22 protein-coding genes are annotated in these 21932 nt (G+C 70.5%); 14 read left to right on the top strand and 8 right to left on the bottom strand.

Annotated features, from left to right (window positions below; translation table 11 throughout):
• Positions 1-72 precede the first annotated feature (72 nt).
• Positions 73-1167 carry a hypothetical protein gene (locus M1105_RS00110; protein ID WP_249578312.1) on the top strand — a complete coding sequence of 365 codons (1095 nt, stop codon included), beginning with the start codon at positions 73-75 and terminating at the stop codon, positions 1165-1167.
• Between the two features lie 114 nt (positions 1168-1281).
• Positions 1282-4035, top strand: coding sequence for a valine--tRNA ligase (locus M1105_RS00105; protein ID WP_249578311.1), 2754 nt, complete (start codon positions 1282-1284; stop codon positions 4033-4035).
• 108 nt (positions 4036-4143) lie between these two features.
• Here the strand turns inward: M1105_RS00105 and M1105_RS00100 are convergent, their stop codons facing one another.
• Positions 4144-4344 carry a hypothetical protein gene (locus tag M1105_RS00100; RefSeq protein ID WP_249578310.1) on the bottom strand — a complete coding sequence of 67 codons (201 nt, stop codon included), beginning with the start codon at positions 4342-4344 and terminating at the stop codon, positions 4144-4146.
• 197 nt (positions 4345-4541) lie between these two features.
• Here M1105_RS00100 and ilvD point away from each other — a divergent pair, with 197 nt between their 5' ends.
• Together ilvD and M1105_RS00090 are read left to right on the top strand one after the other, a co-directional pair.
• Positions 4542-6275 (top strand): dihydroxy-acid dehydratase, encoded by a 1734-nt coding sequence (gene ilvD, locus M1105_RS00095; protein ID WP_249578309.1) that lies wholly within the window; start codon positions 4542-4544, stop codon positions 6273-6275.
• On the top strand, positions 6262-7287 hold the full coding sequence (locus M1105_RS00090; RefSeq protein WP_249578308.1) for a hypothetical protein: 1026 nt from the start codon (positions 6262-6264) through the stop codon (positions 7285-7287). The genes ilvD and M1105_RS00090 overlap by 14 nt, the downstream gene beginning before the upstream one ends.
• 18 nt (positions 7288-7305) lie before the next feature.
• Here M1105_RS00090 and xth read toward each other — a convergent pair whose 3' ends face one another.
• Positions 7306-8088, bottom strand: a complete 783-nt coding sequence (xth, locus tag M1105_RS00085) for an exodeoxyribonuclease III (protein WP_249578307.1) — start codon at positions 8086-8088, stop codon at positions 7306-7308.
• A 219-nt stretch (positions 8089-8307) separates the two neighbouring features.
• Here xth and M1105_RS00080 point away from each other — a divergent pair, with 219 nt between their 5' ends.
• The 7 genes from M1105_RS00080 (at position 8308) to M1105_RS00050 (ending at position 14298) form a co-directional block, all read left to right on the top strand.
• Positions 8308-8595: a hypothetical protein gene (locus tag M1105_RS00080; RefSeq protein WP_249578306.1), complete on the top strand. Its 288-nt coding sequence runs from the start codon at positions 8308-8310 to the stop codon at positions 8593-8595.
• The gene (locus tag M1105_RS00075) at positions 8588-8992 is read left to right on the top strand and encodes a cell division protein ZapA (protein ID WP_249578305.1); all 405 of its coding nucleotides are present in this window, start codon (positions 8588-8590) and stop codon (positions 8990-8992) included. Before M1105_RS00080 ends, M1105_RS00075 begins: the two co-directional genes overlap by 8 nt.
• Before the next feature lie 265 nt (positions 8993-9257).
• Complete coding sequence (locus M1105_RS00070) at positions 9258-9863, top strand: 5-formyltetrahydrofolate cyclo-ligase (RefSeq protein WP_249578304.1); 606 nt, start codon at positions 9258-9260, stop codon at positions 9861-9863.
• The gene (locus tag M1105_RS00065) at positions 9863-10678 is read left to right on the top strand and encodes a TIGR00282 family metallophosphoesterase (protein ID WP_249578303.1); all 816 of its coding nucleotides are present in this window, start codon (positions 9863-9865) and stop codon (positions 10676-10678) included. The genes M1105_RS00070 and M1105_RS00065 overlap by 1 nt, the downstream gene beginning before the upstream one ends.
• 174 nt (positions 10679-10852) lie before the next feature.
• Positions 10853-12640, top strand: a complete 1788-nt coding sequence (locus M1105_RS00060; protein WP_249578302.1) for an SLC13 family permease — start codon at positions 10853-10855, stop codon at positions 12638-12640.
• A gap of 68 nt (positions 12641-12708) precedes the next feature.
• Positions 12709-13455, top strand: a complete 747-nt coding sequence (locus M1105_RS00055) for a YebC/PmpR family DNA-binding transcriptional regulator (RefSeq protein WP_249578301.1) — start codon at positions 12709-12711, stop codon at positions 13453-13455.
• 51 nt (positions 13456-13506) lie between these two features.
• Positions 13507-14298, top strand: coding sequence for an HpcH/HpaI aldolase family protein (locus M1105_RS00050; RefSeq protein ID WP_249578300.1), 792 nt, complete (start codon positions 13507-13509; stop codon positions 14296-14298).
• Here M1105_RS00050 and M1105_RS00045 read toward each other — a convergent pair.
• Positions 14262-14663 (bottom strand): DUF3775 domain-containing protein, encoded by a 402-nt coding sequence (locus M1105_RS00045; RefSeq protein ID WP_249578299.1) that lies wholly within the window; start codon positions 14661-14663, stop codon positions 14262-14264. The genes M1105_RS00050 and M1105_RS00045 overlap by 37 nt on opposite strands.
• Positions 14664-14753: 90 nt before the next feature.
• On the opposite strand from M1105_RS00045, the gene M1105_RS00040 reads away from it, so the two are divergent.
• Positions 14754-15035, top strand: coding sequence for a hypothetical protein (locus M1105_RS00040; protein ID WP_249578298.1), 282 nt, complete (start codon positions 14754-14756; stop codon positions 15033-15035).
• A gap of 187 nt (positions 15036-15222) precedes the next feature.
• On the opposite strand, the gene M1105_RS00035 is transcribed toward M1105_RS00040, so the two are convergent.
• The 4 genes from M1105_RS00035 to mnmA all read right to left on the bottom strand — a co-directional run bounded on the left by M1105_RS00035 (position 15223) and on the right by mnmA (position 20065).
• The gene (locus M1105_RS00035; protein WP_249578297.1) at positions 15223-16293 is read right to left on the bottom strand and encodes an asparaginase domain-containing protein; all 1071 of its coding nucleotides are present in this window, start codon (positions 16291-16293) and stop codon (positions 15223-15225) included.
• A 17-nt stretch (positions 16294-16310) separates the two neighbouring features.
• Entirely contained in the window at positions 16311-17699 is a 1389-nt protein-coding gene (locus M1105_RS00030; protein ID WP_249578296.1) for a M20/M25/M40 family metallo-hydrolase, read from the bottom strand.
• 91 nt (positions 17700-17790) lie between these two features.
• Positions 17791-18828 (bottom strand): polyphosphate kinase 2, encoded by a 1038-nt coding sequence (gene ppk2, locus M1105_RS00025; RefSeq protein ID WP_249578295.1) that lies wholly within the window; start codon positions 18826-18828, stop codon positions 17791-17793.
• A gap of 73 nt (positions 18829-18901) precedes the next feature.
• On the bottom strand, positions 18902-20065 hold the full coding sequence (gene mnmA / locus M1105_RS00020; RefSeq protein WP_249578294.1) for a tRNA 2-thiouridine(34) synthase MnmA: 1164 nt from the start codon (positions 20063-20065) through the stop codon (positions 18902-18904).
• Positions 20066-20171: 106 nt separating this feature from the next.
• On the opposite strand from mnmA, the gene sciP reads away from it, so the two are divergent.
• Together sciP and ctrA are read left to right on the top strand one after the other, a co-directional pair.
• Complete coding sequence (gene sciP, locus M1105_RS00015; protein WP_249578293.1) at positions 20172-20450, top strand: CtrA inhibitor SciP; 279 nt, start codon at positions 20172-20174, stop codon at positions 20448-20450.
• A 134-nt stretch (positions 20451-20584) separates the two neighbouring features.
• Complete coding sequence (gene ctrA / locus M1105_RS00010) at positions 20585-21289, top strand: response regulator transcription factor CtrA (protein WP_249578292.1); 705 nt, start codon at positions 20585-20587, stop codon at positions 21287-21289.
• A gap of 387 nt (positions 21290-21676) precedes the next feature.
• On the opposite strand, the gene M1105_RS00005 is transcribed toward ctrA, so the two are convergent.
• Positions 21677-21932 (bottom strand): integrase core domain-containing protein (locus M1105_RS00005; RefSeq protein WP_249578291.1); only part of this gene is annotated, 256 nt, incomplete at its 5' end.

The raw sequence follows: 21932 nt of genomic DNA, 5'->3' as shown, positions 1-21932 counted from the left end.
GCGCCGGCGAACCGGCGCGTCCGGGCCGCGTAGGCACGGCAAACCCGAGGCAGGCCACGAGCAGGGGGCAGCATGAGCGACAACGAGCAGCGCCGGTCCATGGATGACGTTCTCACGTCGCTTCGACGGATCATGGGCACGGGCAGGCGCGACACGGGCGGCACCGGCCGCGGCGCGGACGCGGCAAAGGGCGAGGACGCCGCCGAGACGCTGACGCTGATCGACGAGGCCGAGCCGCTGACGCTCGAGGACGCGGCCGAGCCGCTGACCCTGGGTGATGAGGCCGAGCCATCTGCCAAGGCGACCGGGGCCGGGGGCGCCGACCGGTCGGACATGATCGACGAGGTCGATCCGGTCGAACTGTCGGATGGGGGCGACGCGCCCGCCACCCTTCATGACGACGACCCCTTCGCGCCGCTGCGGCGGCACGAGGACCACGACCTCGTCGAGATCGACGATGTCGAGGACGTCACGCTGACCGACGAGGACGAGACACTGTCGATCGATGCGGGCTCGCTGGAGCGCGAGCCGGACGAGGCGACGGCGGCCGATGCGGCGCCAGACGATGCGGCCGAGTTGCCGGTGGTGGCCGGCGATGCGCCCCAGATCCCGGTGGCAGCCGCGGAGCCGAGCGCCCGGAGACCCGACGCGGAGCCCGCCGAGGCGGAGGCCGCCCTCGCCGCAACGGATGACGCCGAGCCCGAGGCCGCGAGTGCCGAGCCGGAGGCGGATGATCCCTTCGCGGCGGAACCTGGCACCGGGGCCGCCGCCGCCGAGGCGGCCGAGGCGGGGGCTGCGCCGCAGCGCGCGGCCGAGCCCGAAACGGCCAGTGACGAACGCCCCCTGGCCCCCTCCGACCGGGCCGAGGACGACAAGGCCGCCGCGCCTGCGGCCGAGCCCGCCGATGACGACCGCCCCCTCGCCCCGCCCGACTGGGCGGAGGACGACACTGCCGCCGCGCCTGCGGCCGAGCCCGCCGCGATGACCTTGCCCGCGCGGATCGAGCCGGCGCAGGGTGTCCGCGAGGATCCGGGGCTCGAAGACCTGATCCGCCGGGTGATCCGCGAGGAGCTGGTCGAGGGCGAGATCGGCCAGAACATCAGCCGCAACGTGCAGCGCCTGATCCGCGAGGAGGTCGAGCGGATGCTGTCGCGCCGGGGGCTCTGAGCCCCCGTTCGCCGCGGTCCCCCGGTCGCCCCGCCGCGGCCCGGGCGCCCCTTTCCCTGACCTCGCACCCGCGTTAAGAGACACGTCCCGAAAGACGCTTGAGAGACGGGTGCGATGGACAAGACCTTCGACGCGGCCGAGGCCGAGGGCCGGATCTATGCCAGATGGGAGGCCGAGGGTGCCTTCCGCGCGGGCGCCAATGCCTCGCGGCCCGAGACTTTCTGCATCGTCATCCCGCCGCCGAACGTCACCGGCTCGCTCCACATGGGGCACGCGCTCAACAACACGCTGCAGGACATCCTGATCCGCTGGCACCGGATGCGCGGCTTCGACACGCTGTGGCAGCCGGGGCAGGACCACGCGGGCATCGCGACGCAGATGGTGGTCGAGCGCCAGCTTGCCGCCGACCGGCAGCCCTCGCGCCGCGAGATGGGGCGCGACGCCTTCGTCGCGAAGGTCTGGGAGTGGAAGGAGAAGTCGGGCGGCACCATCGTCAACCAGCTCAAGCGGCTGGGCGCGTCCTGCGATTGGGAGCGGAACCGCTTCACCATGGATGAGGGGCTTTCGGACGCGGTTCTGAAAGTCTTTGTAGATCTTTACAACAAGGACCTCATCTACCGCGGCAAGCGGCTGGTGAACTGGGACCCGCATTTTGAGACGGCGATTTCCGACCTCGAGGTCGAGCAGGTCGAGGTCGACGGCCACATGTGGCGGCTACGCTACCCGCTCGAAGGGGGCGAGAGCTTCGAGTATGTCGAGAAGGACGCGGACGGCAACGTGACCCTGCGCGAGACGCGCGACTACCTCGTCGTGGCCACCACCCGCCCCGAGACGATGCTGGGCGACACCGGAGTCGCCGTCCACCCGCAGGACGAGCGTTACCGCCACCTGATCGGCAAGACCGTGCGCCTGCCGCTGGTCGGCCGCTCGATCCCGATCGTGGCCGACGACTACGCCGACCCCGCGAAGGGGACGGGCGCGGTCAAGATCACCCCCGCGCATGACTTCAACGACTGGGGCGTGTGCGAGCGCTGCGGGCTCAGGGCCATCAACGTGATGACGACGCGGGCGGGCATGTTCCTCAAGGGGAATGCCGAGTTCGCGGAAGGCTGCGACCCCGAGGGCGTGGCGCGCGTGATCGAGGCCATCGACGGCGCCGACCGCTACGAGGCGCGCGACTGGATCGTGGGCACGGCGCGCGACGAGGGCTGGCTCGACGGCATCGACGCCGACCGGCACATGGTGCCCCATGGCGACCGCTCGAAGGTCGCGATCGAGCCGTACCTGACCGACCAGTGGTTCGTGGACGCGAAGACCTTGGCCGCGCCGGCGTTGGAGGCGGTGCGCAAGGGCGACACCAGCTTCGTGCCGCAGAACTGGGAGAAGACCTATTTCCAGTGGCTCGAGAACATCGAGCCTTGGTGCATCTCGCGCCAGTTGTGGTGGGGGCATCAGATCCCGGTTTGGTATGGGCCTGACGGCGAGGCTTTCTGCGAGAAGGACGAGGATGCGGCGCAAGCAGCGGCGCGGGCGCATTACGGGCGTAACGTGGACCTCACCCGCGACCCCGACGTCCTCGACACCTGGTTCTCCTCGGCCCTATGGCCGTTCTCGACGCTGGGTTGGCCGGAGCAGACCGCCGAACTCGCGCGCTATTACAAGACGGACGTGCTGGTCACCGGCTTCGACATCATCTTCTTCTGGGTCGCGCGGATGATGATGTTCGGCCTGTTCGCGATGAAGGAAGTGCCGTTCCACACGGTCTATGTCCACGCCCTGGTCCGCGACGAGAAGGGCAAGAAGATGTCGAAGTCGCTGGGCAACGTCATCGACCCGCTGGACCTGATCGAGAAATACGGGGCCGACGCCGTGCGGTTCACGCTGACCTCGATGGCGGCGATGGGGCGGGACATCAAGCTGTCGGTCGCGCGCGTCGAGGGCTATCGCAACTTCTCGACCAAGATCTGGAACGCCGCGCGCTTTGCCGAGATGAATTCCTGCCGCCCGGTCGCGGGCTTCGACCCCGCGAGCGTCAGGGAACCCGTCAACCGCTGGATCGTCGGCGAGACGATGCGGATCGTCCGCGCGACCGACGAGGCGCTGGCGGCCTACCGCTTCAACGACGCGGCGAACGGGCTCTACGCCCATGTCTGGGGCGTGGTCTGCGACTGGTATGTCGAGTTCGCCAAGCCCCTGCTGACCGGCCCCGACGGCCCGGCGAAGGACGAGACCCGCGCGACCATGGCTTGGGCCCTCGACCACTGCCTGATCCTCCTGCACCCGATCATGCCCTTCGTGACCGAGGAACTGTGGGGCCAGATCGCGCAGCGCCCGAAGATGCTGGTCCACACCGATTGGCCGGGCCTGCCCGAGACCCTCGCGGACCCGGAGGCCGATACCGAGCTTGGCTGGGTGATCCGCATGATCGAGGGCATTCGCTCGGTCCGCGCCGAGATGAACGTCCCCGTCGCCGCGCAGATCGACATGGTGATGACCGGCCACAGTCCGGCGGTGGGCGAGCGGCTGCGGCGCAACGCGGCGCTGATCAAGCGGCTTGCGCGGCTGGGTGAGGTCGCGGTGGCCGAGACCGCGCCCAAGGGCTCGGTGACGCTGGCGCTTGGCGACTGCGCGGTGAACCTTGCGCTCGCGGGCGTGATCGACGTGGCGGCCGAGCGCGTGCGGCTTGCGAAGTCGATCGACAAGGCGGGCAAGGAGATCGGCGGGCTGAGGGCAAAGCTGGGGAACGAGAAGTTCGTCGCCAACGCGCCCGAGGAGGTGGTCGAGGAGAACCGCGAGCGCCTTGCGGCAGCCGAGGCCGAGGAGGCGCGGCTGAAAGCGGCGCTGGCGCGGCTGGCCGAGCTGGGCTGAGGCGCCGCCGCGCTGCTCCTGAAAGCCAAGGCCCCGGATCAAGTCCGGGGCCCAGTTCATTCATCTCGTTGAATTATTTCGATGTCTGGCGCACGTCCTGCCCGGCGGTCACTCCTCGCCCTCGGTCCGCTCGATCTTGGTGAACTCGGCGGCGCGATGGCCGTCGTCGCGGGTGCGGGTCTGCCGGTGCATGGCCTTGACGTGCTCGCTCTCGGCCGGGTCGCCGGTCTCGCGCTCGATCTTGGTGTAGGCCTTGGCGCGGGCGCCCTCGTCGCGCTTCTTGGGCTTGTCGATGATGTGCTTGGTCATGCTCGGGTCCTCCGGTGTCGGGGTTCTCGCGCGGGATCACATCCGCTTCCGGGGGCAACGATAACAGACACCTCGCGGTTCACAAAGCCACCCGGCCCGCGGCAACGCGATCCACGCTGGAAACGCCGTGAGCGCCCGGCTAGGGTCGCGCGCAACCGATTCACAAAATCTCAACATCTCGCGGGGAGGCCGTGCCCATGGATGCCAAGACCTTCGACAAGACCAGGCTGGTGAGCCGGCACGTGACCGAGGGGCCGCAGCGGGCGCCGCATCGTTCCTATTACTACGCGATGGGCCTGACCGAGGAGGAGATCCACCGCCCGCTGATCGGCGTGGCGACCTGCTGGAACGAGGCCGCGCCCTGCAACATCGCGCTGAACCGGCAGGCGCAGGCGGTCAAGCTGGGCGTCAAGGAAGGCTTGGGCACGCCGCGCGAGTTCACGACCATCACGGTGACCGACGGCATCGCCATGGGGCACGAGGGGATGCGCTCGTCGCTGCCCTCGCGCGAGGCGATCGCGGACACGGTGGAGTTGACGATGCGCGGCCATGCCTATGACGCGATCGTCGGCCTCGCGGGCTGCGACAAGAGCCTGCCGGGCATGATGATGGCGATGGTGCGGTTGAACGTGCCGTCGGTGTTCATCTATGGCGGCTCGATCCTGCCGGGCCGCTACGAGGGGCGCGACGTGACCGTGCAGGACGTGTTCGAGGCGGTGGGCAAGCACCAGGCGGGGGTGCTGTCGACCTGCGAGCTGGAGAAGCTCGAGTCGGTGGCCTGCCCCTCGGCGGGATCCTGCGGCGGGCAGTTCACGGCGAACACCATGGCGTGCGTGAGCGAGGCGATCGGGCTTGCGCTGCCCAACTCGTCCGGCGCGCCGGCGCCCTACGGGAGCCGCGACCAGTATTGCGAGATGTCGGGCCGCGCGGTGATGAACCTGCTGGCGCGCGGCATCCGTGCCCGCGACATCGTCACCCGCGAGGCGCTGGAGAACGCGGCGCGCATCGTCGCCTGCACCGGCGGCTCGACCAATGCGGGACTGCACCTGCCTGCCATCGCGCACGAGGCCGGGATCGAGTTCGACCTCGACGACGTCTGCGCGATCTTCCGCGAGACGCCCTATTTCGTCGATCTCAAGCCCGGCGGGCGCTATGTCGCCAAGGACCTCTACGACGTCGGCGGCGTGCCGGTGGTGATGAAGCTGCTGCTCGAGGCGGGCCTGCTGCATGGCAACTGCATCACCGCGACGGGCAAGACCATGGCCGAGAACCTCGCCAACATCGCGGGCGAGGCCGACGGCAAGGTCATCCACCCGGTTTCCAAGCCGCTGAGCCCCACCGGCGGCGTCGTCGGCCTCAAGGGCAACCTTGCCCCCGATGGCGCGATCGTGAAGGTCGCCGGCATGAAGAAGCTGAAGTTCGAGGGTCCCGCCCGCGTGTTCGAGTCGGAGGAGGACGCCTTCGCCGCCGTCCAGCGCCGCGACTACAAGGAGGGCGAGGTCATCGTCATCCGCAACGAGGGCCCCAAGGGAGGCCCCGGCATGCGCGAGATGCTGGCCACGACCGCCGCGATCGCGGGGCAGGGCATGGGCTCGAAGGTGGCGCTGATCACCGACGGCCGCTTCTCGGGCGCGACGCGCGGCTTCTGCGTGGGCCATGTCGGCCCCGAGGCCGCGGTTGGCGGACCGATCGCGCTGCTGCGCGACGGCGACATCATCCAGATCGATGCGAAGAAGGGCACGATCAAGGTGAAGCTCTCGGCGAAGGAGCTGAAGGCGCGTCACAAGGAGTGGAAGCAGCAGCCCCCGCGCGAGAGCTTCTACGGCTCGGGCGCCATCTGGAAGTATGCGCAGCTCGTGGGTCCGGCCAAGGATGGCGCGGTCACCCATCCCGGCAAGGCGGGCGAGCGGCACGTCTATGCCGACCTCTGACCAACGGCGGCGCGCGGGGTCGTCCCGCGCGCGGCGCTTCCTGCTGCTGACGGGCGTGGCGCTGGCGCTGTCGGGGTGCCTCCAGGCCGGCGAGAGCCTCGTGAGCGACGAGCTCGAGCGGGTGCGCGCGATCCGCGACTTCGGTGTGGTCGCCTCGGCGCCCGAGCGTGTGGTGTTCGCCGCGCGCGGCCGGCGCATCGTCGTCGAGCCCGCGCCCGGAAGCTGCATCGCGCGCGACTCGATCGAGGTGTCGCGCTCGCTCGCGTTTCTCGTGGTTTCGGACTGCGTGATCGAGCAGGCCGCCGCGCTCACGCCCGACGACGCCGATGCGGTCGAGATCGCGCTGCCGGCATCGTTCCCCGGCGTCATCACGGTCTCGATCTCGGGCGCGCCGATGGACGACACCGAGGGCGGCGGCGAGGCGGCGGCCGAGAAACTGCGCGCCTTCCTCGAATCGCCCGAGGGCCGGGGCCAGCTTGGCCGCAGCGCCGATCCGACGATGATCGAGGTGGCCGAGAGCCGGGTCGTCGGCGACACGCTCTACGTGCTGGTGAAGGACCGGAGCGGGGATGCCTCGCCGCTGCTCGCGCCCGAGTTCTGGCGGGCCTTCGTCGAGCTGAACGGCCGCATGACGCTGGTGACCATCAGCGGCTTCAGCGACCGGCCGATGAGTTCCGAGGCGATGCTGCGGCGGCTCGCCTCGCAGGTCAGCGCACTGCGCGCGGCGAACGGGCTGCCGATGGCCGAGGCGATCGCGGGCGAGCTTCCCGCCGCCCTGCCGCCCGAGCGGGTGAACGACCGCGCGACCAAGATCGCGCCCTTCCTGTCGCCGATGGTCGCGGCCGCGCCGCGTCGGACGGGCTCGCAGCCGGCGCCGTCCCGCGCGACCGCCGAGACGCCGGCGCCGTCCCGTGCGACCGCCGAGACGCCGGTGGCGGCACCCGGTGGCGACGCAAGCCGGCAGGCGCCGGGTGCCGCGCCATCGGCGCCGCCGCGGCCGAAGGGGGCGTGAGCACCCCTTGCCGCGCCCTCAGGCGTCGAGCTCGATCCAGACCGGCACGTGGTCCGAGGGCTTCTCGCGCCCGCGGACGTCCTTGTCGATCCCGGCGGAGACCAGCCGGTCCGCGGCCTGCGGGCTGAGCAGCAGGTGATCGATGCGGATGCCGTCGTTCTTCTGCCACGCCCCGGCCTGGTAGTCCCAGAAGCTGTAGACCCCGTCGTCCTGCGTCACCTCGCGGATCGCGTCGTGATAGCCGAGGTTGACGATTCGCCGCCAGGCGGCGCGGGTCTCCGGCAGGAACAGGGCGTCCTTGACCCACGCATCGGGGCGCGCGGCATCGCGGGGCTCGGGGATGACGTTGAAGTCGCCTGCGATGACGACGATTTCCTCTTTTTCCAGAAGCGCTTCGGCGCGTTTCCTGAGGCGCTCCATCCAGCCGAGCTTGTAGTCGAATTTCGGGCCCGGCGCGGGATTCCCGTTGGGCAGGTAGAGGCCGCAGACCCGGATCGCCGCCTTCGGGCCGGTCACCGTCGCCTCGATCCAGCGCGCCTGCTCGTCGTCGGGATCGCCGGGCAGGCCGCGCGAGATGTCCTCGAGCGGGAACCTCGAGAGGATGGCGACGCCGTTGAAGCCCTTCTGGCCGTGGGTCTCGACATTGTAGCCAAGGTCCTCGAGCGAACCGCGGGGCACGCCGTCGTCGACCGATTTCAGCTCCTGCAGCAGGACCACGTCGGGCCGGGCATCGGCCAGCCATTCCGCCAGCGCGTCGATCCGCGCCTTGATGCCGTTGATGTTGAACGTCGCGATCCGCATGGCGCCAGTGACCCCGCCCGGCGCATCCTTGTCAAGCGCCGGGCCGAAACCGGGCTTTCGACGCCCCGGTTTGCATGCGGGGCGCGCTTCGCGATACTGCGATGCGATGAATGCGGATCAGGGCGATTCGCTTTCGCCGGTCAGGAACATACGGCAAATCCCTGACACGGTGCCATGTGGCAGGGCCGCCATCGGGACGGCAGCGCGGGGGAGAGGCGGATGGCGAAGTTGGAAGAGACGGTCGCGCGGCTCGCCGCGGCGCTTGAACGGCTGGAGCAGGCCGTGGGCGAGGGCGGTGCCATGCCCGCCGCGCCGGAGGACGGGGGCGCCCGCTCGCGCCTCTCGGCGCTGGAGGCCGAGCGCGACCGCCTCGCGACGGAGGTGAGCCGGCTCGAGCGGCAGGTGGCCGAGGACGCGGCGCTCCGCGCCGAGGCCGCCGACGCGGTGCGCGCGGCGCTGGGGGATCTGCGCGCCGTCGCCGCGCAGCAGGGGGGACGTCATGGCTGAGGTCACGGTCGATGTGGGCGGGCGGAGCTACAGGCTCGCCTGCGAGAATGGCGAGGAGGAGCATCTCGCGGCGCTCTGCGCGCGGATCGACGCCGAGGCGCGCAGGCTGGCGCGGGGCATGGGCCAGATGGCCGAAGGGCGCCTGATGCTGATGAGCGCGCTGATGATCGCCGACAAGCTGCACGATGCCGAGAAGGAGATTGCGGCGCTCGGCCGCAAGCTGGCCGAGGCGAAGCGCCTGGCCGAGCAGCGCGGCGCGGGCGGGGACCTGTTCTCGAAGGAGCGCGAGGCGCAGCTCGGCTCGGAGATCGCGGCGCTGGCGGCCCGGCTCGAGGCGTTGGCCGAGGCGGTGACACCCGCGCCGGGGCTGCCGTTCGACGGCAATCCCGGGGCCTGAGCGGCGCAGGCGGCGCGGGGTCTTTTCAAGATGCGCCCGGTGCCCTAAATCTGGGGCCGGCGGGTGCTATCCTTCACGTGCGAGGACAGTTTCCTGGTGGCCTAAGCATCTTCGCGGGAGCTGGCTCTGCGCTTGACCGTGGTCTCGTGCACCTGGCACCCACCTGGTTATCCAGGCTCGCGAGGATCTGAAACCTTCACGGTCGCGACGGGCCCGCCACCCTCGCCCCCTTGCCGCCGCGCCCGCGCCGCGCTAGGCGGGGGCGATGATCGAAGCTGAAGCAGAACTCCCGACCGATCCGACCGCCGCCAAGGTGGCGCTGCGCCGCGTGGCCTTCGCCGCGCGCAAGGCTGCCCATGCCTCGGGTGCGGCCACGGCCGCCGCGGCGGCGGCGCAGGCGTTTCTCGACGCGGGCTTTGCGGCGGGCGCGCGCGTGATCGCCGGATACCGCCCGATTCGCACCGAGATCGACCCCACGCCCCTGATGGCGGCGCTTGCGGCGCGCGGGCATCGCCTGTGCGTCCCGGTGATCGAGGGCGAGGGGCTGCCGCTGCGGTTTCGCGAATGGCACCCGGGCTGCGCCATGGTCGCGGGGGCGTTCGGCGCCGAGGTCCCCGCGAATGGCGACTGGCTCACGCCCGACCTCCTGATCGCGCCGCTGGTGGCCTATGACCGCGCGTGCTGGCGGCTGGGCTATGGCGGCGGGTTCTATGATCGGACGCTGGCGATGCTGCGCCCGCTGGGGCCGGTCGCCGCGGTGGGCCTTGCCTATGCGGCGCAGGAGGTGGCGGCCGTGCCGCACGAGGTCACCGACCAGCCGCTCGACGCGGTGGTGACCGAGGCGGGGGTGATCCGCCGGAGGGCGGGCTGATGCGGCTCCTGTTCCTCGGCGACCTGGTGGGGCGCGTGGGGCGCGGCGCGGTGATCGACGCGCTGCCGGGGTTGCGCCGCGACTGGCGGCTCGATTTCGTGGTGGTGAACGCCGAGAACGCGGCCTCGGGCTTCGGGCTCACGGCCTCGATCGCGGACGAGCTGTTCGCGGCGGGGGCGGATGTCGTGACGCTGGGCGACCATGCCTTCGACCAGAAGGACATGCTGACGCATCTCGACCGCGAGCCGCGGCTTCTGCGCCCGCTCAACATCGCGCGAGAAGCGCCGGGGCGCGGGGCAGGGGTGTTCGAGGCGACGCGCGGGCGCAAGGTGCTGGTCGCCGTGGCGCTGGGGCGCGTGTTCATGAACAAGCCTTATGACGACCCGTTCTCGGCGCTCGACCGGGCGCTGAAGCAGGCGCCGATCGGCGGGGCCGTCAATGCCGCGGTGGTCGAGATCCATGCCGAGGCGACCTCCGAGAAGATGGCGATGGGCCACTGGTGCGACGGGCGGGCGAGCCTCGTGGTCGGGACGCACACGCATGTGCCGACGGCGGACGCCATGCTGCTGGCGCGCGGCACCGCCTACCAGTCGGATGCCGGGATGTGCGGCGACTACGACTCGGTGATCGGGATGGACAAGCTGGAGCCCCTGCGCCGCTTCGTCACCGGCATGGGCACCTCGCGCTTCGAGCCGGCGATGGGCGATGCCACGATCTGCGGCACGCTGGTCGAGACCGACGACGCAACCGGCCTTGCGCGGAGCGTCCGCCCGATCCGGCTGGGCGGGCGGCTCGCCGCGGCAGGCGAGGCGTGATGCGCCGCCCCCGCCCCGGGCGCGGCAGGTTTTCCGCTTCTATCGCCGCGCGGCGCGCGCTAATCCTGTGCGAGACGCCGGGACGACGGGCCCGGCGCGCCCGCGACGCCAGCATCTGACGCCAGCATCTCCGGGACTGCCGCCCGGGCCCGAGCGCCGAAGGATCCGCCCCGCATGACCAGCCTTACCGATCCGAGCCTCTGGCCCGCGCTGGCGACGCTGGCAGTGATCGCGGCGATGTTCGCGCTGTTCTGCACCGAACGATATCCGCCGGAGGTGGTGGCGATCTGCGGCGCAGCGGTGCTGCTGGCCCTTGGCGTGCTGTCGAGCGAGGACATGCTCGCCGTCTTCTCGAACCCCGCGCCGGTGACGATCGGTGCGATGTTCATCCTGTCTGGCGCGCTGATCCGCACCGGCGCGCTCGATGCCTTCAGCCGCGCCATCGCGTCGCGCGCCGAGACCCAGCCGCGCCGCGTCGTGGCGGGCTTCGCGGGCTTCACGGTGGGGGCGTCGGCCTTCATGAACAACACGCCGGTTGTGGTCATGCTGATCCCGGTCGCGATCCGTACCGCGCACGCGCTGAAGGTCACCGGCAGCCAGGTGCTGATCCCGCTGTCCTATGCGGCGATCCTGGGCGGCATGTGCACGCTGATCGGCACCTCGACGAACCTGCTGGTCGATGGCGTGGCGCGCGGGCAGGGGCTCGCGCCGTTCGGGTTGTTCGAGGTGACGCCGGTCGCGCTGATTGTGGTGGCGATCGCCATGACCTTCGTGATCTGGGCGGCGCCGCGCTTCCTGCCGCGGCGCGACGCGATGATCGACTTTCTCAGCGAGCGCAAGAAGCTCAAGTTCTTCACCGAGGTGGTGATCCCCGAGGGCTCGACGCTGATCGGGCGCAAGGTGCTCGAGGTCGGGCATTTCACCCGCTCGGGCATGTCGGTGATCGACGTGATCCGGGGGGACCTGTCGCTCAGGCGCGCGATGCAGTCGGTCGAGCTCGCGGCGGGCGACCGGGTGGTGATCCGCACCGGGGTGAACGAGCTGCTGAGTCTCAGGGACAACAAGTCGCTCTCGCTGCTGGGCCAGATCGACCCGATCGGGCAGAAGTCGACCGTGACGGTCGAGGCGCTGATCACCCCCGACTGCAAGCTGGTGGGCCGGGTGATCGGCGATCTGCGCCTGCGCCGGCGCTATGGCGTCTATCCGCTGGCGCTGCACCGCCGGGCCGAGCGGGTGGGACCCGTGCTCGACGAGGTGCGCATCCGGGTGGGCGACACGCTGCTGCTCGAGGGCGACCCGGAGGACATCCAGCGCCTTGCGGTCGATCAGAACCTCGCCGATCTCACCCGCCCCTCGGACCGGCCCTACAGGCGCGAGAAGGCGCCGCTGGTGCTGGGGATCGTGGCGCTGGTGGTGCTGGGCGCGGCATTCGGGGTGATGTCCATCGCCGGCCTCGCCGTGATCGGTGTGGCGCTGGTGCTGGCGACGCGCTGCATCGACGCCGACGAGGCCTTCCAGATGATCGAGGGGCGGCTGCTCGCGCTGATCTTCGCCATGCTGGCGGTGGGGAAGGCGATGGACAGCACGGGCGCGGTCAGTCTGGTCGTGGACCGCATCGCGCCATGGATGCAGGGCCTGCCGATGCCGCTGATGCTGTGGCTGGTGTTCATCCTTGCCTCGGTGCTGACCGAGGTGGTGTCGAACAATGCCGTGGCGGTGGTGATGACCCCGGTGGCGATCGCGCTGGCGGCCTCGCTGGGCGTCGATCCGCGCCCTTTCGTGGTGGCGGTGATGATCGCGGCCTCGGCCAGCTTCGCCACGCCGATCGGCTACCAGACGAACACGCTGGTCTATGGCCCCGGCGGCTACCGCTTCACCGACTTCATGCGGCTCGGCATCCCGCTCAACCTGATCGTCAGCGTCGTCGCGGCCTTCACGATCCCGCTTTTCTTCAGCTTCTGAAGGGGGGCTTGCCGCCGCGCCGGGCCGCGCCTAAAAGGTCGCGCGTGAGGCAGGCAGGGAGGTTGACGATGGCCGGCCATTCGAAATGGGCGAACATCCAGCATCGCAAGGGCCGGCAGGATGCCGCGCGCTCGAAGCTGTTCTCGAAGCTCGCGAAGGAGATTACCGTCGCGGCCAAGATGGGCGACCCCGACCCCGACAAGAACCCGCGCCTGCGGCTGGCGGTGAAGGAGGCCAAGGCCAACTCCTGTCCCAAGGACGTGATCGAGCGCGCGATCAAGAAGTCGCTGGGCGGCGATGCCGAAAGCTACGAGGAAATCCGCTACGAGGGTTATGGCCCCGGGGGCGTCGCCGTGATCGTCGAGGCGATGACCGACAACCGAAACCGCACCGCCTCGAACATCCGCGCGACCTTCGGCAAGAACGGCGGCAACATGGCCGAGACCGGGGCCGTGAGCTTCATGTTCGACCGCAAGGGCCAGATCGTCTACGCGGCGAAGGCGGGAAGCGCCGACGCGGTGCTGGAAGCTGCGATCGAGGCGGGGGCCGAGGATGTCGAGTCGTCCGAGGACGGGCACGTGATCTGGTGCGAGGTGGCCGATCTCTCGGAAGTCTCGACCGCGCTCGAGGCGAGCCTTGGCGAGGCCGAGTCGACCCGCCTGGTCTGGAAGCCGCAGACGCTGACCCCGGTGGACGAGTTCGCCGGGGCCACGCTGATGAAGCTGATCGCGGCCCTCGAGGACGACGACGACGTGCAGTCCGTGACGACCAATTTCGACATGTCGGACGAGGTGATGGCGAAGCTCGCGAGCTGAGGCCCGCGCGTCCCGGCCCGACCAACGCAACCACGGAAGGAGCCGACCCCGATGACCGCGACCGCCACCCCGAAGGAGAAGCTCGCGGCGCTGGCGGGCAGGTTGCCGGCGCGGTGCCTGTGGCTGGGCCTGCCGTCGCCGGTGGCGGCCGAGATCGCCGGGCAGGCGGGTGCCGAGATCGCGGTCATCGACGCCGAGCACGGCGCCATCGGGGTCGAGCGCATGGCCGACATGCTGCGGGCGCTGGCACCCTCGGGCACCGGCACCATCGTGCGGGTGGGCGAGATGTCGGAGGCGCGCGTAAAGCACGCGCTCGACGCCGGCGCGGGCGGCGTGATGATCCCCTATGTCGAGACGGCGGCGGAGGCCGAGGCCGTGGTGCGCGCGGCGCTCTACCCGCCGCTTGGCGCGCGCGGGCAGGCAGTCGGCGTGATCCGCGCCAGCCGTTATGGCCGCGAGCCGGACTACGTGGCGCAGTGGAACGACCGCGCCATCGTCGCCGTGCAGATCGAGAGCCACCATGGCCTGACCAACGCCGTGGCCATCGCCGAGGTCGAGGGCGTGGACATGCTGTTCTTCGGCCCGTTCGACTATGCGCAGGATGCCGGGCTCGACCCCGCGGCGGATGGCGCGGTGCTCTGGCAGGTGTTCCGCCAGATCGTCGCGGCGGCGCGGGGGGCGGGCAAGACGGTCGGCGTCTTTCCCTGGCCGGGCGCCACGCCCGCTGATCTTGCGGCGGCAGGGGCGGACCTCGTGGCCGTGGCCTCGGACGTCGCGACGCTTGCGGGCGGGCTTGCCTCGGCGGTTCAGGCGATCTCGCTCTCGATCTCGGACGTGTCGTAGCCGAGGATCTCGAGCCCTTCCTCGAGATGGTCGCCTAGCATCGGCGAGCCGAGCAGGTATTTCGACACGCTGCGGTTCTGGTTGCGCCGCGCCTCGGCGATCAGCTCGGGCATGTCGGTCGGATCGCCCGAATCGCGTCCCAGCCAGAACAGCGCGACGAGTTCGGCCTTCTCGGTGTCGGTGAGGTCCTCGATCCAGCTCGTCAGCTCCTCGATGGTCGGGTCGTCGGCGCGGTCGGCCAGCACGCCCAGCGGGTTGTCCTCGTCGCCCTCGATGTCGCCGGCATCGCTGCCCATGTCCTTGGCGTCGAACTCGCGCGCCTTGACGATGATCCAGGCGACGGTGGAAATCGGTATGGTGAGCATGGCTGTCCTCCCTGGCACGCAGCCAGACTGCGAAGTGGCGGGGGCGGGCGCCTTGATCTTGCGCAACTCGATGGTCGGGAGCGGTGGCAGATGGCAAAGGCAGGGGCGCATGCGCTCGACCCGCGGGGGCTGATCCTCGAGGCGTACCGGATGGAGGGCCTCGCGATCGAGGAGGCGCGGGCGATCTTCCTCGACTGGGCGCTGGGGCTTTCGGTCGGCGAGGACCCGCGCATCGCGGCTGCGGCCGTGCTGGCGCATCACGGCGCGCCCGAGGGGCATCCGATGACGGCGCTGCTGCGCGAGGCAGCCGAGCGCGCCCCCGCCCGCGCCAGCCGGTCGGGCGGCCGGGCCGGGCGCGCGTCGCGGCGCTGAGCCGCGCCGATCAGCCAACGGCGGCGCTGAGCCGCGCCGATTAGCCAACGGCGGCGCTGAGCCGCGCCGGTCAGCGAACCGCGGCGCTGAGCCGCGCCGGTCAGTCAACCGCGGCGCTGAGCCGCGCCGGTCAGCCAACCGCGGCGCTGAGCCGCGCAAGTCAGGTCGCGGCGCCGGGCTGCGCGGGTCAGCCGGCTGTGCCCAGTTCGCCCGCGATGTTGCGCTGGAAGAAGGCTTCGGCCAGCCCCCCCGGCCAGCCGCGGCTGGCCGCGAGCGCGATGGCGACATGCAGCTTGGCCTGCGCGGCGGGCGCCGTCATGTCGCCAGTCGCGAGCGCCCCGACCTCGCCGAGCCACGAACCCGCGCCATAGAGCCCCGGCGCGACTGCACCGGCCGGCACCTGCGTGCCGATGGCGATGAGGATGCCGCGGGCGCGCGCCGCGCGAAGCTGCGGCGCAACCTGGCGCGGGGCAGGGATGTTCCCCGTCCCGTAGCCGAGCAGAAGGATCGCCCCCAGGCCGTCGCCCAGCGCCGCGACCACGCCCGCAAGCCCCGCGGCCAGCGCCGAGGGCGGATTGGGCGAAGGGCCGATCGCGATCACCGCGCGGCGGCCGAGATGCGGTGCCAGCGCGTCGAGCTGCGCCAGCAGCGCGGCCGGCGGGGCGGACGGCAGGTCCACCGGCTGGCCCGGGCCATTGGGGCAGGCGAAGGCGTCGTCGTCCAGCGTCGAGACCTTCAGCGTCCGCGGCCCCGGCATCGTCATGCCGGCAAACACCAGATGCACGCCCGGGCCCAGCGTGGCGGCGCGCGCGATGGCATCGTGCAGGTTGCGCGTCGCGTCGGTTCCCGCCCGGAGCCCGCCCGCATCGTCGAACAGCGGGCGCTGGGCGCCGGTCAGCACCACCGGGATGCCCAGCCGCGCGACCGGCCGGCCGTCCGCGTCAAACAGCGTGGTGAGGTAGCCGAGGGCCGACGCGCTCGCGGCCATCGTGTCGGTGCCGTGAAGCAGCACCACCGCCTCGGCACCTGCCGCCGCGGCCGCGATGACCGTGCGCGCGAGCCGGGTCCAGTCCGACGGTTCGGCCTGGCTCGAATCGAGTTGCGGCGCGAAATCGACCCAGAACGTCTCGGCCCCGCCGGCAAGCTCGGGCGCGACCCGCTGCGACCACCATGCGCGGAACCGCTCCACCGGCATCGGGTCGAGCGGCTGCCCGATCGAGCCGATCGTGCCCCCGGTATAGACGAGCGCGAGGTGCATCGGCCGGCCCGCCACGCTCACGATGCGCCGAGGGCCGCGAGTACGCGCGCCCAGCTTCGCCGCCCCTTGTCGAAGCAGCGCAGGTCGTATTTCTCGTTCGGCGAATGGATGCGGTCGTCGTCGAGCGAGAAGCCGATCAGCAGCGTGTCGAGCCCGAGCAGGCGCCTGAAGTCGCCCACCACCGGGATCGAGCCGCCGCCGCCGATGAACGCGGCCTCGGTCTGCCACTCGTCCGAGAGCGCCTGGCGCGCGCGCGCGAATGCTGGTGCTGCCACGGGCATGGTGACACCGCGCGAGGCGCCGTGCGCGATGAACTCGACCTCGCAGTCGGGCCTGAGGCGCGCGCGGATGAAGTCGCGGAAGCTCGCGCGGATCGCCTCGGGGTCCTGGTCGCCGACGAGGCGGAACGAGACCTTGGCCCGCGCCTCGGCGGGGATCACGGTCTTGAAGCCCGCGCCGGTATACCCGCCGGTGATGCCGTTGATCTCGGCCGTCGGGCGCGACCAGACCTGCTCGAGGCAGGTGCGGTCGGTCTCGCCCGCCGGGAACCTGAGGCCGATCTCGCCAAGGAAATCTTCCGTCTTAAAATCAATGGACTGCCATTGCCTCTTCACGTCGTCGGAGGGTTCCGGCACGCCGTCGTAGAAGCCTGCGAGGGTAACCCGCCCGTCCCGGTCGTGCAGCTCGGCCAGTGCCCTGGCGAGGACGGTGATGGGGTTCGCGGCGGCCCCCCCGTAATGGCCGGAATGGAGGTCGCGGCTCGCGGCCTTCACGACGACCTCCTCGCCCAGCATGCCGCGCAGGCTGGTGGTGATCGCGGGCGTCGTGGCGTTCCACATGCCGGTGTCGCAAACCAGCGCGATCGAGGCGGCGCCGAGCCGCGCCTTGTGGCTCTCGAGGAAGCCGGGAAGGTGCTCGCCGCTCGATTCCTCCTCGCCTTCCAGCAGCACGGTGACCTTGCAGGGCAGGCGTCCCGCCACCGCCTTCCACGCGCGGCAGGCTTCGAGGAAGGTCATGAGCTGCCCCTTGTCGTCCGACGCGCCGCGGCCGGCGATCTCGCGCGAGCCGTCGGGCCGGGTCACGATGGCGGGGTCGAAGGGGTCGCGGGCCCAGAGCGCGAGGGGGTCGACCGGCTGCACGTCGTAGTGGCCGTAGAACAGGACATGCGGGCCGTCCGCGTCGTGATCCTCGGCCAGCACGATGGGGTGGCCGCCCGTCGGGCACACATGCGCCGAGAAGCCCATCGAGCCCAGATCTGCCGCCAGCCATTCCGCCGCGCGCCGGCAGTCGCCCGCATAGGCCGGATCGGTCGAGATCGAGGGGATGCGCAGCAGCGCGAACAGCCGCTCGAGGGCTGCGTCGGTGTCGTGGTCGAGGCGGTCGAGGACCGAGGGCAGGGCGGACATGCAAGGGGGCTCCCGATGGATCAGCGGCCCATACCTAGCAATCCCCGGCGCGGGTGTCATGCCTTGCCCGCCCGCGCCGGTGCCCCGGCGGTCAGGTTACGGGCGGGCGCCCGCGCCTGAGTTCGGGATGCAGGCTGCGCCCCAGCACGTGCTCGCTGCGCCCGATGACATGCGCGCTGCGCCCGACGATCAGGGGATCGGGGTCGCGCGCGATGGTGGTGTCCCTCTCGGGGTAGGGCAGGCCGCTGAGGAAGTGCCGCATGCAGTTGAGCCGCGCGCGCTTCTTGTCGTCGGACTTGATGACGGTCCAGGGCGCGTCGGCGGTGTCGGTGTAGAAGAACATCGCCTCCTTCGCCTCGGTGTAGTCGTCCCACTTGTCGAGCGAGAGCCGGTCGATCGGCGAGAGCTTCCATTTCTTCAGCGGCTCGTTCTCGCGCGCGGCAAAGCGCTGGGCCTGTTCGGCGCGGGTGACCGAGAACCAGTACTTGAAGAGCCGGATGCCCGAGCGGGTGAACATACGCTCGAGCTCGGGCGCCTCGCGCATGAACTCGAGATATTCCTGCGGCGTGCAGAATCCCATGACGCGCTCGACCCCGGCGCGGTTGTACCACGAGCGGTCGAACAGCACGATCTCGCCGGCGGCTGGCAGGTGCTCGATGTAGCGCTGAAAGAACCACTGCGAGCGCTCCCGCTCGTTCGGCTTGTCGAGCGCCACGACACGCGCGCCGCGAGGGTTGAGATGCTCCATGAAGCGCTTGATCGTGCCGCCCTTCCCGGCGGCGTCGCGGCCCTCGAACACGATCACGATGCGCTCGCCGGTCGCCTTCACCCAGTCCTGCACCTTGAGGAGCTCGATCTGGAGGAGCGCCTTCTGCCGCTCGTAGTCGCGCCGGCTGATCGGCGTCGCGTAGGGATACTCGCCCGTCTCGAACAGCTGGCGGATCGCATCCGGGTCGTGGCGCATCGCGGCGAGGCGGTGGAGCGCCGCGGCAGTTCGGTCCGCCGGGGTTTCTTCCCGCGGGCTGGCCCCGGCCTCGGGCGTCACGGGTTGAGCGGGCTCCACCAGTGCGCCTGGCGGCGCCGCCTCGTCCGGCAGGCTGACAGGCGCGGCTTCAGGGTCGAGTTGCATGGCTGGTCCCCTCCGAGTCGAACTCCGAAGGGCAAAGGTTCGACGCGGCGCCCGGCATGCGCCTTGAGGCGGATCAATCCCGGCGAACGCTCGCTCCCGGCGTGGCATCGGCGCCACTGCGGATCCAGCCGCCGCCCAGCACCCGCGTCCCCTCGGGGGCGTAGAAGACGCAGGCCTGGCCGGGCGCCACGCCTTCCTCGGGCGTCAGCAGCTCGACCTCGGCGCCGTCCGCGCAGGGGACCAGGCGGGCGGGGACAGCGGGACGGGTCGAGCGCACCTTGACGGCGATCTCGTGCCCGCCCGGCGGCGCATCGCCGAGGGGGGCGTCGCCCAGCCAGTTGATCTCGGAAAGCCTTACCCGCCGGGTTGCGAGCGCCGCGCGCGGGCCCACCACCACGCGCCGCGCCTGCGCGTCGAGCCGGACCACGTAGAGCGGCTCGCCGCCGCCAATCCCGAGCCCCCGCCGCTGGCCGATGGTGTAGTGCAGGATGCCGTCGTGCCGGCCCAGCACGCGGCCCTCGGTGTCGACGATCTCGCCCGGCTCGGCCGCGCCGGGGCGCAGCTTCTCGATCACCGCGGCATAGTTGCCGTTGGGCACGAAGCAGATGTCCTGGCTGTCGGGCTTGTCGGCCACCAGCAGCCCGTGCCGTGCCGCCAGCGCGCGGGTCTCATCCTTCGAGGCGAGGCCGCCCAGCGGAAAGCGCAGGAACTCCAGCTGCTCGCGCGTGGTGGCGAACAGGAAGTAGGACTGGTCGCGCCGCGCATCGGCCGCGCGATGCAGTTCGGGGCCCTGTGCCCCGTCCTCGCGCCGGACATAGTGGCCGGTGGCGAGGCAGTCCGCGCCAAGCTCGCGCGCCGTTGCCACGAGGTCGCGGAACTTCACGCGCTCGTTGCAGCGCACGCATGGGATCGGGGTGGCGCCAGCCAGATAGGAATCGGCGAACTCGTCGATCACGCTCTCGCGGAAGCGCGATTCATAGTCGAGCACGTAATGCGGGAAGCGCATCGTCTCGGCCACGCGGCGTGCGTCGTGGATGTCGCGCCCGGCGCAACAGCTCCGGGCCCGTCCCACTGCCGCGCCGTGGTCGTAGAGCTGCAGCGTGATCCCGACCACGTCGAAGCCCTGCGCTGCGAGCTCGGCCGCCACGACGGAGCTGTCGACGCCGCCCGACATCGCCACCACGACGCGGGTGTCGCCGGGCGCGCGGTCGAATCCGAGAGCGTTGAGCCGGGTCATCTCCGTCCTGCCAGCGTCGGGGGCGTGGAGCGTCTGGGGCTTCACCGCTCCTTAAGCGGCGCCCCATAGCCTTGGCGCTACATAGGCGGATGCAAGACGGAGGACAATGACCAACAAGGTTCGAGTGACCCATGTCATCGGCCCCGACGGGGAGCGGATGACCAGACACGACCTGCCCGCGCCCGACAACGGGCGCTGGGTTCCGCGGCGGAAGGCCCGGGTCGTGGCGGTAGTCGAGGGCGGCCTGATCTCGCAGGACGAAGCCTTCCATCTCTACGACATATCGGAAGAAGAATTCTCCTCGTGGCAGCGCGCGTTCGGACGGCTGGGCCTGAAGGGCCTGTGCGTGACGCGCCTGCGTCAGACCCGGCTGGCTTCAGAATGAAGCCGCCGAGGCGGCGTTGCGCCGCCGGCTTCCGGTCGTTTTGCCATCCGCTGCAAGCGGTAACCAAGCGTTTACCCAATATCCCTTAACTGTGACGCGAGGTTGGGTTAGCTTACGGGACGGAGTGGTGGAATATGCGCATCCTGTTGATCGAGGACGATCCTTCCACGGCCCGGAGCATCGAGCTGATGCTTCGGAAAGCGGATCTGAACACGTATGTCACGGATTCGGGCGAGGAAGGGATCGAGCTCGCCAAGCTCTATGATTACGATCTCGTGATCCTCGATCTCTCGCTGCCCGACATGAACGGCTACGACGTTCTGCGCAAGCTGCGCGTCGGGCGGATCGAGACGCCGATCCTGATCCTCACCGGACTGCATGGCGCCGAGAACAAGGTGAAGGGCTTCGGCGCCGGGGCCGATGACTACCTGACCAAGCCGTTCAACGCCGAGGAACTGGTGGCCCGGATCCACGCGATCGTCAGGCGCTCGAAGGGCCATGCGCAGTCGGTGATCCACACGGGCAAGATCTCGGTCAATCTCGACGCCAAGACCGTCGAGGTGTCGGGGCGCCCCGTGCACCTGACGGGCAAGGAATACCAGATGCTCGAGCTGCTCTCGCTGCGGAAGGGCTCGACGCTGACCAAGGAGATGTTCCTCAATCACCTCTATGGCGGCATGGACGAGCCCGAGGTGAAGATCATCGACGTCTTCATCTGCAAGCTTCGCAAGAAACTCGCCTCGGCCACCGGCGGCGACAACTACATCGAGACGGTCTGGGGCAGGGGCTACGTGCTGCGCGACCCGGTGGCGGAGACGCGACTGTCGGTCGCAAGCTGAGATCGTCCGGGCGCGAGCGAGCGGTGCGACCTGCCTGCGCCTCACCTTCACGGCATGCCCCCACGCGGCGATGGGCGCGGTCGCGGGCGCGTTGAGGCCACTCCCCGGCGAGCCGGGTGTTCCGTGCCGGGCGGACGCGCCATGGGTCGACTGCGAGCGCCCGCGGGCAAGCTGAAATGCTTCGCGGCGAGCCGACCCGCCGGGGGAGTGCGGAGGCCGATCGCGGTTCCATGCGCCGCCACGGGTCCGGCGTCGATCCACCCTCCGACACGAACGCCTCCGGACGGATCAGGCGTCGCGCAGTTCAACCCGCGCTGCGCCCCGGGCTTGATCCGGGCATTCTGTCCAAGGCGGTCCCCGTGGTCTATCCCCGGAACCTGGGCCAGTTCAGATGAGAGCCTCCGGCGCTTCGGGAACTCGGCCGTCAGGGCCGGGCGTTCGGATCAAGGACATCGGGGCCCTGTCACCAATTGCGCTATGCGGTCTCACTTCGTTGTATTCCGTCCGCCAATCCTCCACCTTTTTCCGGGCGTCGTCGAGATCCAGGAACCAGTGTTGGCCGAGGCATTCGAGCCGGACCACGGCATTGAAGCTCTCGGCGTAGGCGTTGTCCGTTGGCCGGCCGGGGCGGCTGAAGTCGAGC

The sequence above is a fragment of the Thermohalobaculum sediminis genome (assembly GCF_023487995.1).
In the GTDB taxonomy this organism is placed as follows: domain Bacteria; phylum Pseudomonadota; class Alphaproteobacteria; order Rhodobacterales; family Rhodobacteraceae; genus Thermohalobaculum; species Thermohalobaculum sediminis.
This window is presented reverse-complemented; position numbering and strand designations above follow the sequence as displayed.

Bases quoted from the DNA above. Each gene is read 5' to 3' on its own strand.
- M1105_RS00100 (WP_249578310.1), bottom strand. From the start codon at position 4,344: ATGACCAAGCACATCATCGACAAGCCCAAGAAGCGCGACGAGGGCGCC.
- M1105_RS00075 (WP_249578305.1), top strand. From the start codon at position 8,588: ATGGCTGAGGTCACGGTCGATGTGGGCGGGCGGAGCTACAGGCTCGCC.
- sciP (WP_249578293.1), top strand. From the start codon at position 20,172: ATGACCAACAAGGTTCGAGTGACCCATGTCATCGGCCCCGACGGGGAG.
- ppk2 (WP_249578295.1), bottom strand. From the start codon at position 18,828: ATGCAACTCGACCCTGAAGCCGCGCCTGTCAGCCTGCCGGACGAGGCG.
- M1105_RS00080 (WP_249578306.1), top strand. From the start codon at position 8,308: ATGGCGAAGTTGGAAGAGACGGTCGCGCGGCTCGCCGCGGCGCTTGAA.
- M1105_RS00045 (WP_249578299.1), bottom strand. From the start codon at position 14,663: ATGCTCACCATACCGATTTCCACCGTCGCCTGGATCATCGTCAAGGCG.
- M1105_RS00065 (WP_249578303.1), top strand. From the start codon at position 9,863: ATGCGGCTCCTGTTCCTCGGCGACCTGGTGGGGCGCGTGGGGCGCGGC.
- xth (WP_249578307.1), bottom strand. From the start codon at position 8,088: ATGCGGATCGCGACGTTCAACATCAACGGCATCAAGGCGCGGATCGAC.
- ilvD (WP_249578309.1), top strand. From the start codon at position 4,542: ATGGATGCCAAGACCTTCGACAAGACCAGGCTGGTGAGCCGGCACGTG.
- M1105_RS00055 (WP_249578301.1), top strand. From the start codon at position 12,709: ATGGCCGGCCATTCGAAATGGGCGAACATCCAGCATCGCAAGGGCCGG.
- M1105_RS00050 (WP_249578300.1), top strand. From the start codon at position 13,507: ATGACCGCGACCGCCACCCCGAAGGAGAAGCTCGCGGCGCTGGCGGGC.
- M1105_RS00105 (WP_249578311.1), top strand. From the start codon at position 1,282: ATGGACAAGACCTTCGACGCGGCCGAGGCCGAGGGCCGGATCTATGCC.
- M1105_RS00070 (WP_249578304.1), top strand. From the start codon at position 9,258: ATGATCGAAGCTGAAGCAGAACTCCCGACCGATCCGACCGCCGCCAAG.
- M1105_RS00090 (WP_249578308.1), top strand. From the start codon at position 6,262: ATGCCGACCTCTGACCAACGGCGGCGCGCGGGGTCGTCCCGCGCGCGG.
- M1105_RS00110 (WP_249578312.1), top strand. From the start codon at position 73: ATGAGCGACAACGAGCAGCGCCGGTCCATGGATGACGTTCTCACGTCG.
- ctrA (WP_249578292.1), top strand. From the start codon at position 20,585: ATGCGCATCCTGTTGATCGAGGACGATCCTTCCACGGCCCGGAGCATC.
- M1105_RS00040 (WP_249578298.1), top strand. From the start codon at position 14,754: ATGGCAAAGGCAGGGGCGCATGCGCTCGACCCGCGGGGGCTGATCCTC.
- M1105_RS00030 (WP_249578296.1), bottom strand. From the start codon at position 17,699: ATGTCCGCCCTGCCCTCGGTCCTCGACCGCCTCGACCACGACACCGAC.
- M1105_RS00035 (WP_249578297.1), bottom strand. From the start codon at position 16,293: ATGCACCTCGCGCTCGTCTATACCGGGGGCACGATCGGCTCGATCGGG.
- M1105_RS00060 (WP_249578302.1), top strand. From the start codon at position 10,853: ATGACCAGCCTTACCGATCCGAGCCTCTGGCCCGCGCTGGCGACGCTG.
- mnmA (WP_249578294.1), bottom strand. From the start codon at position 20,065: ATGACCCGGCTCAACGCTCTCGGATTCGACCGCGCGCCCGGCGACACC.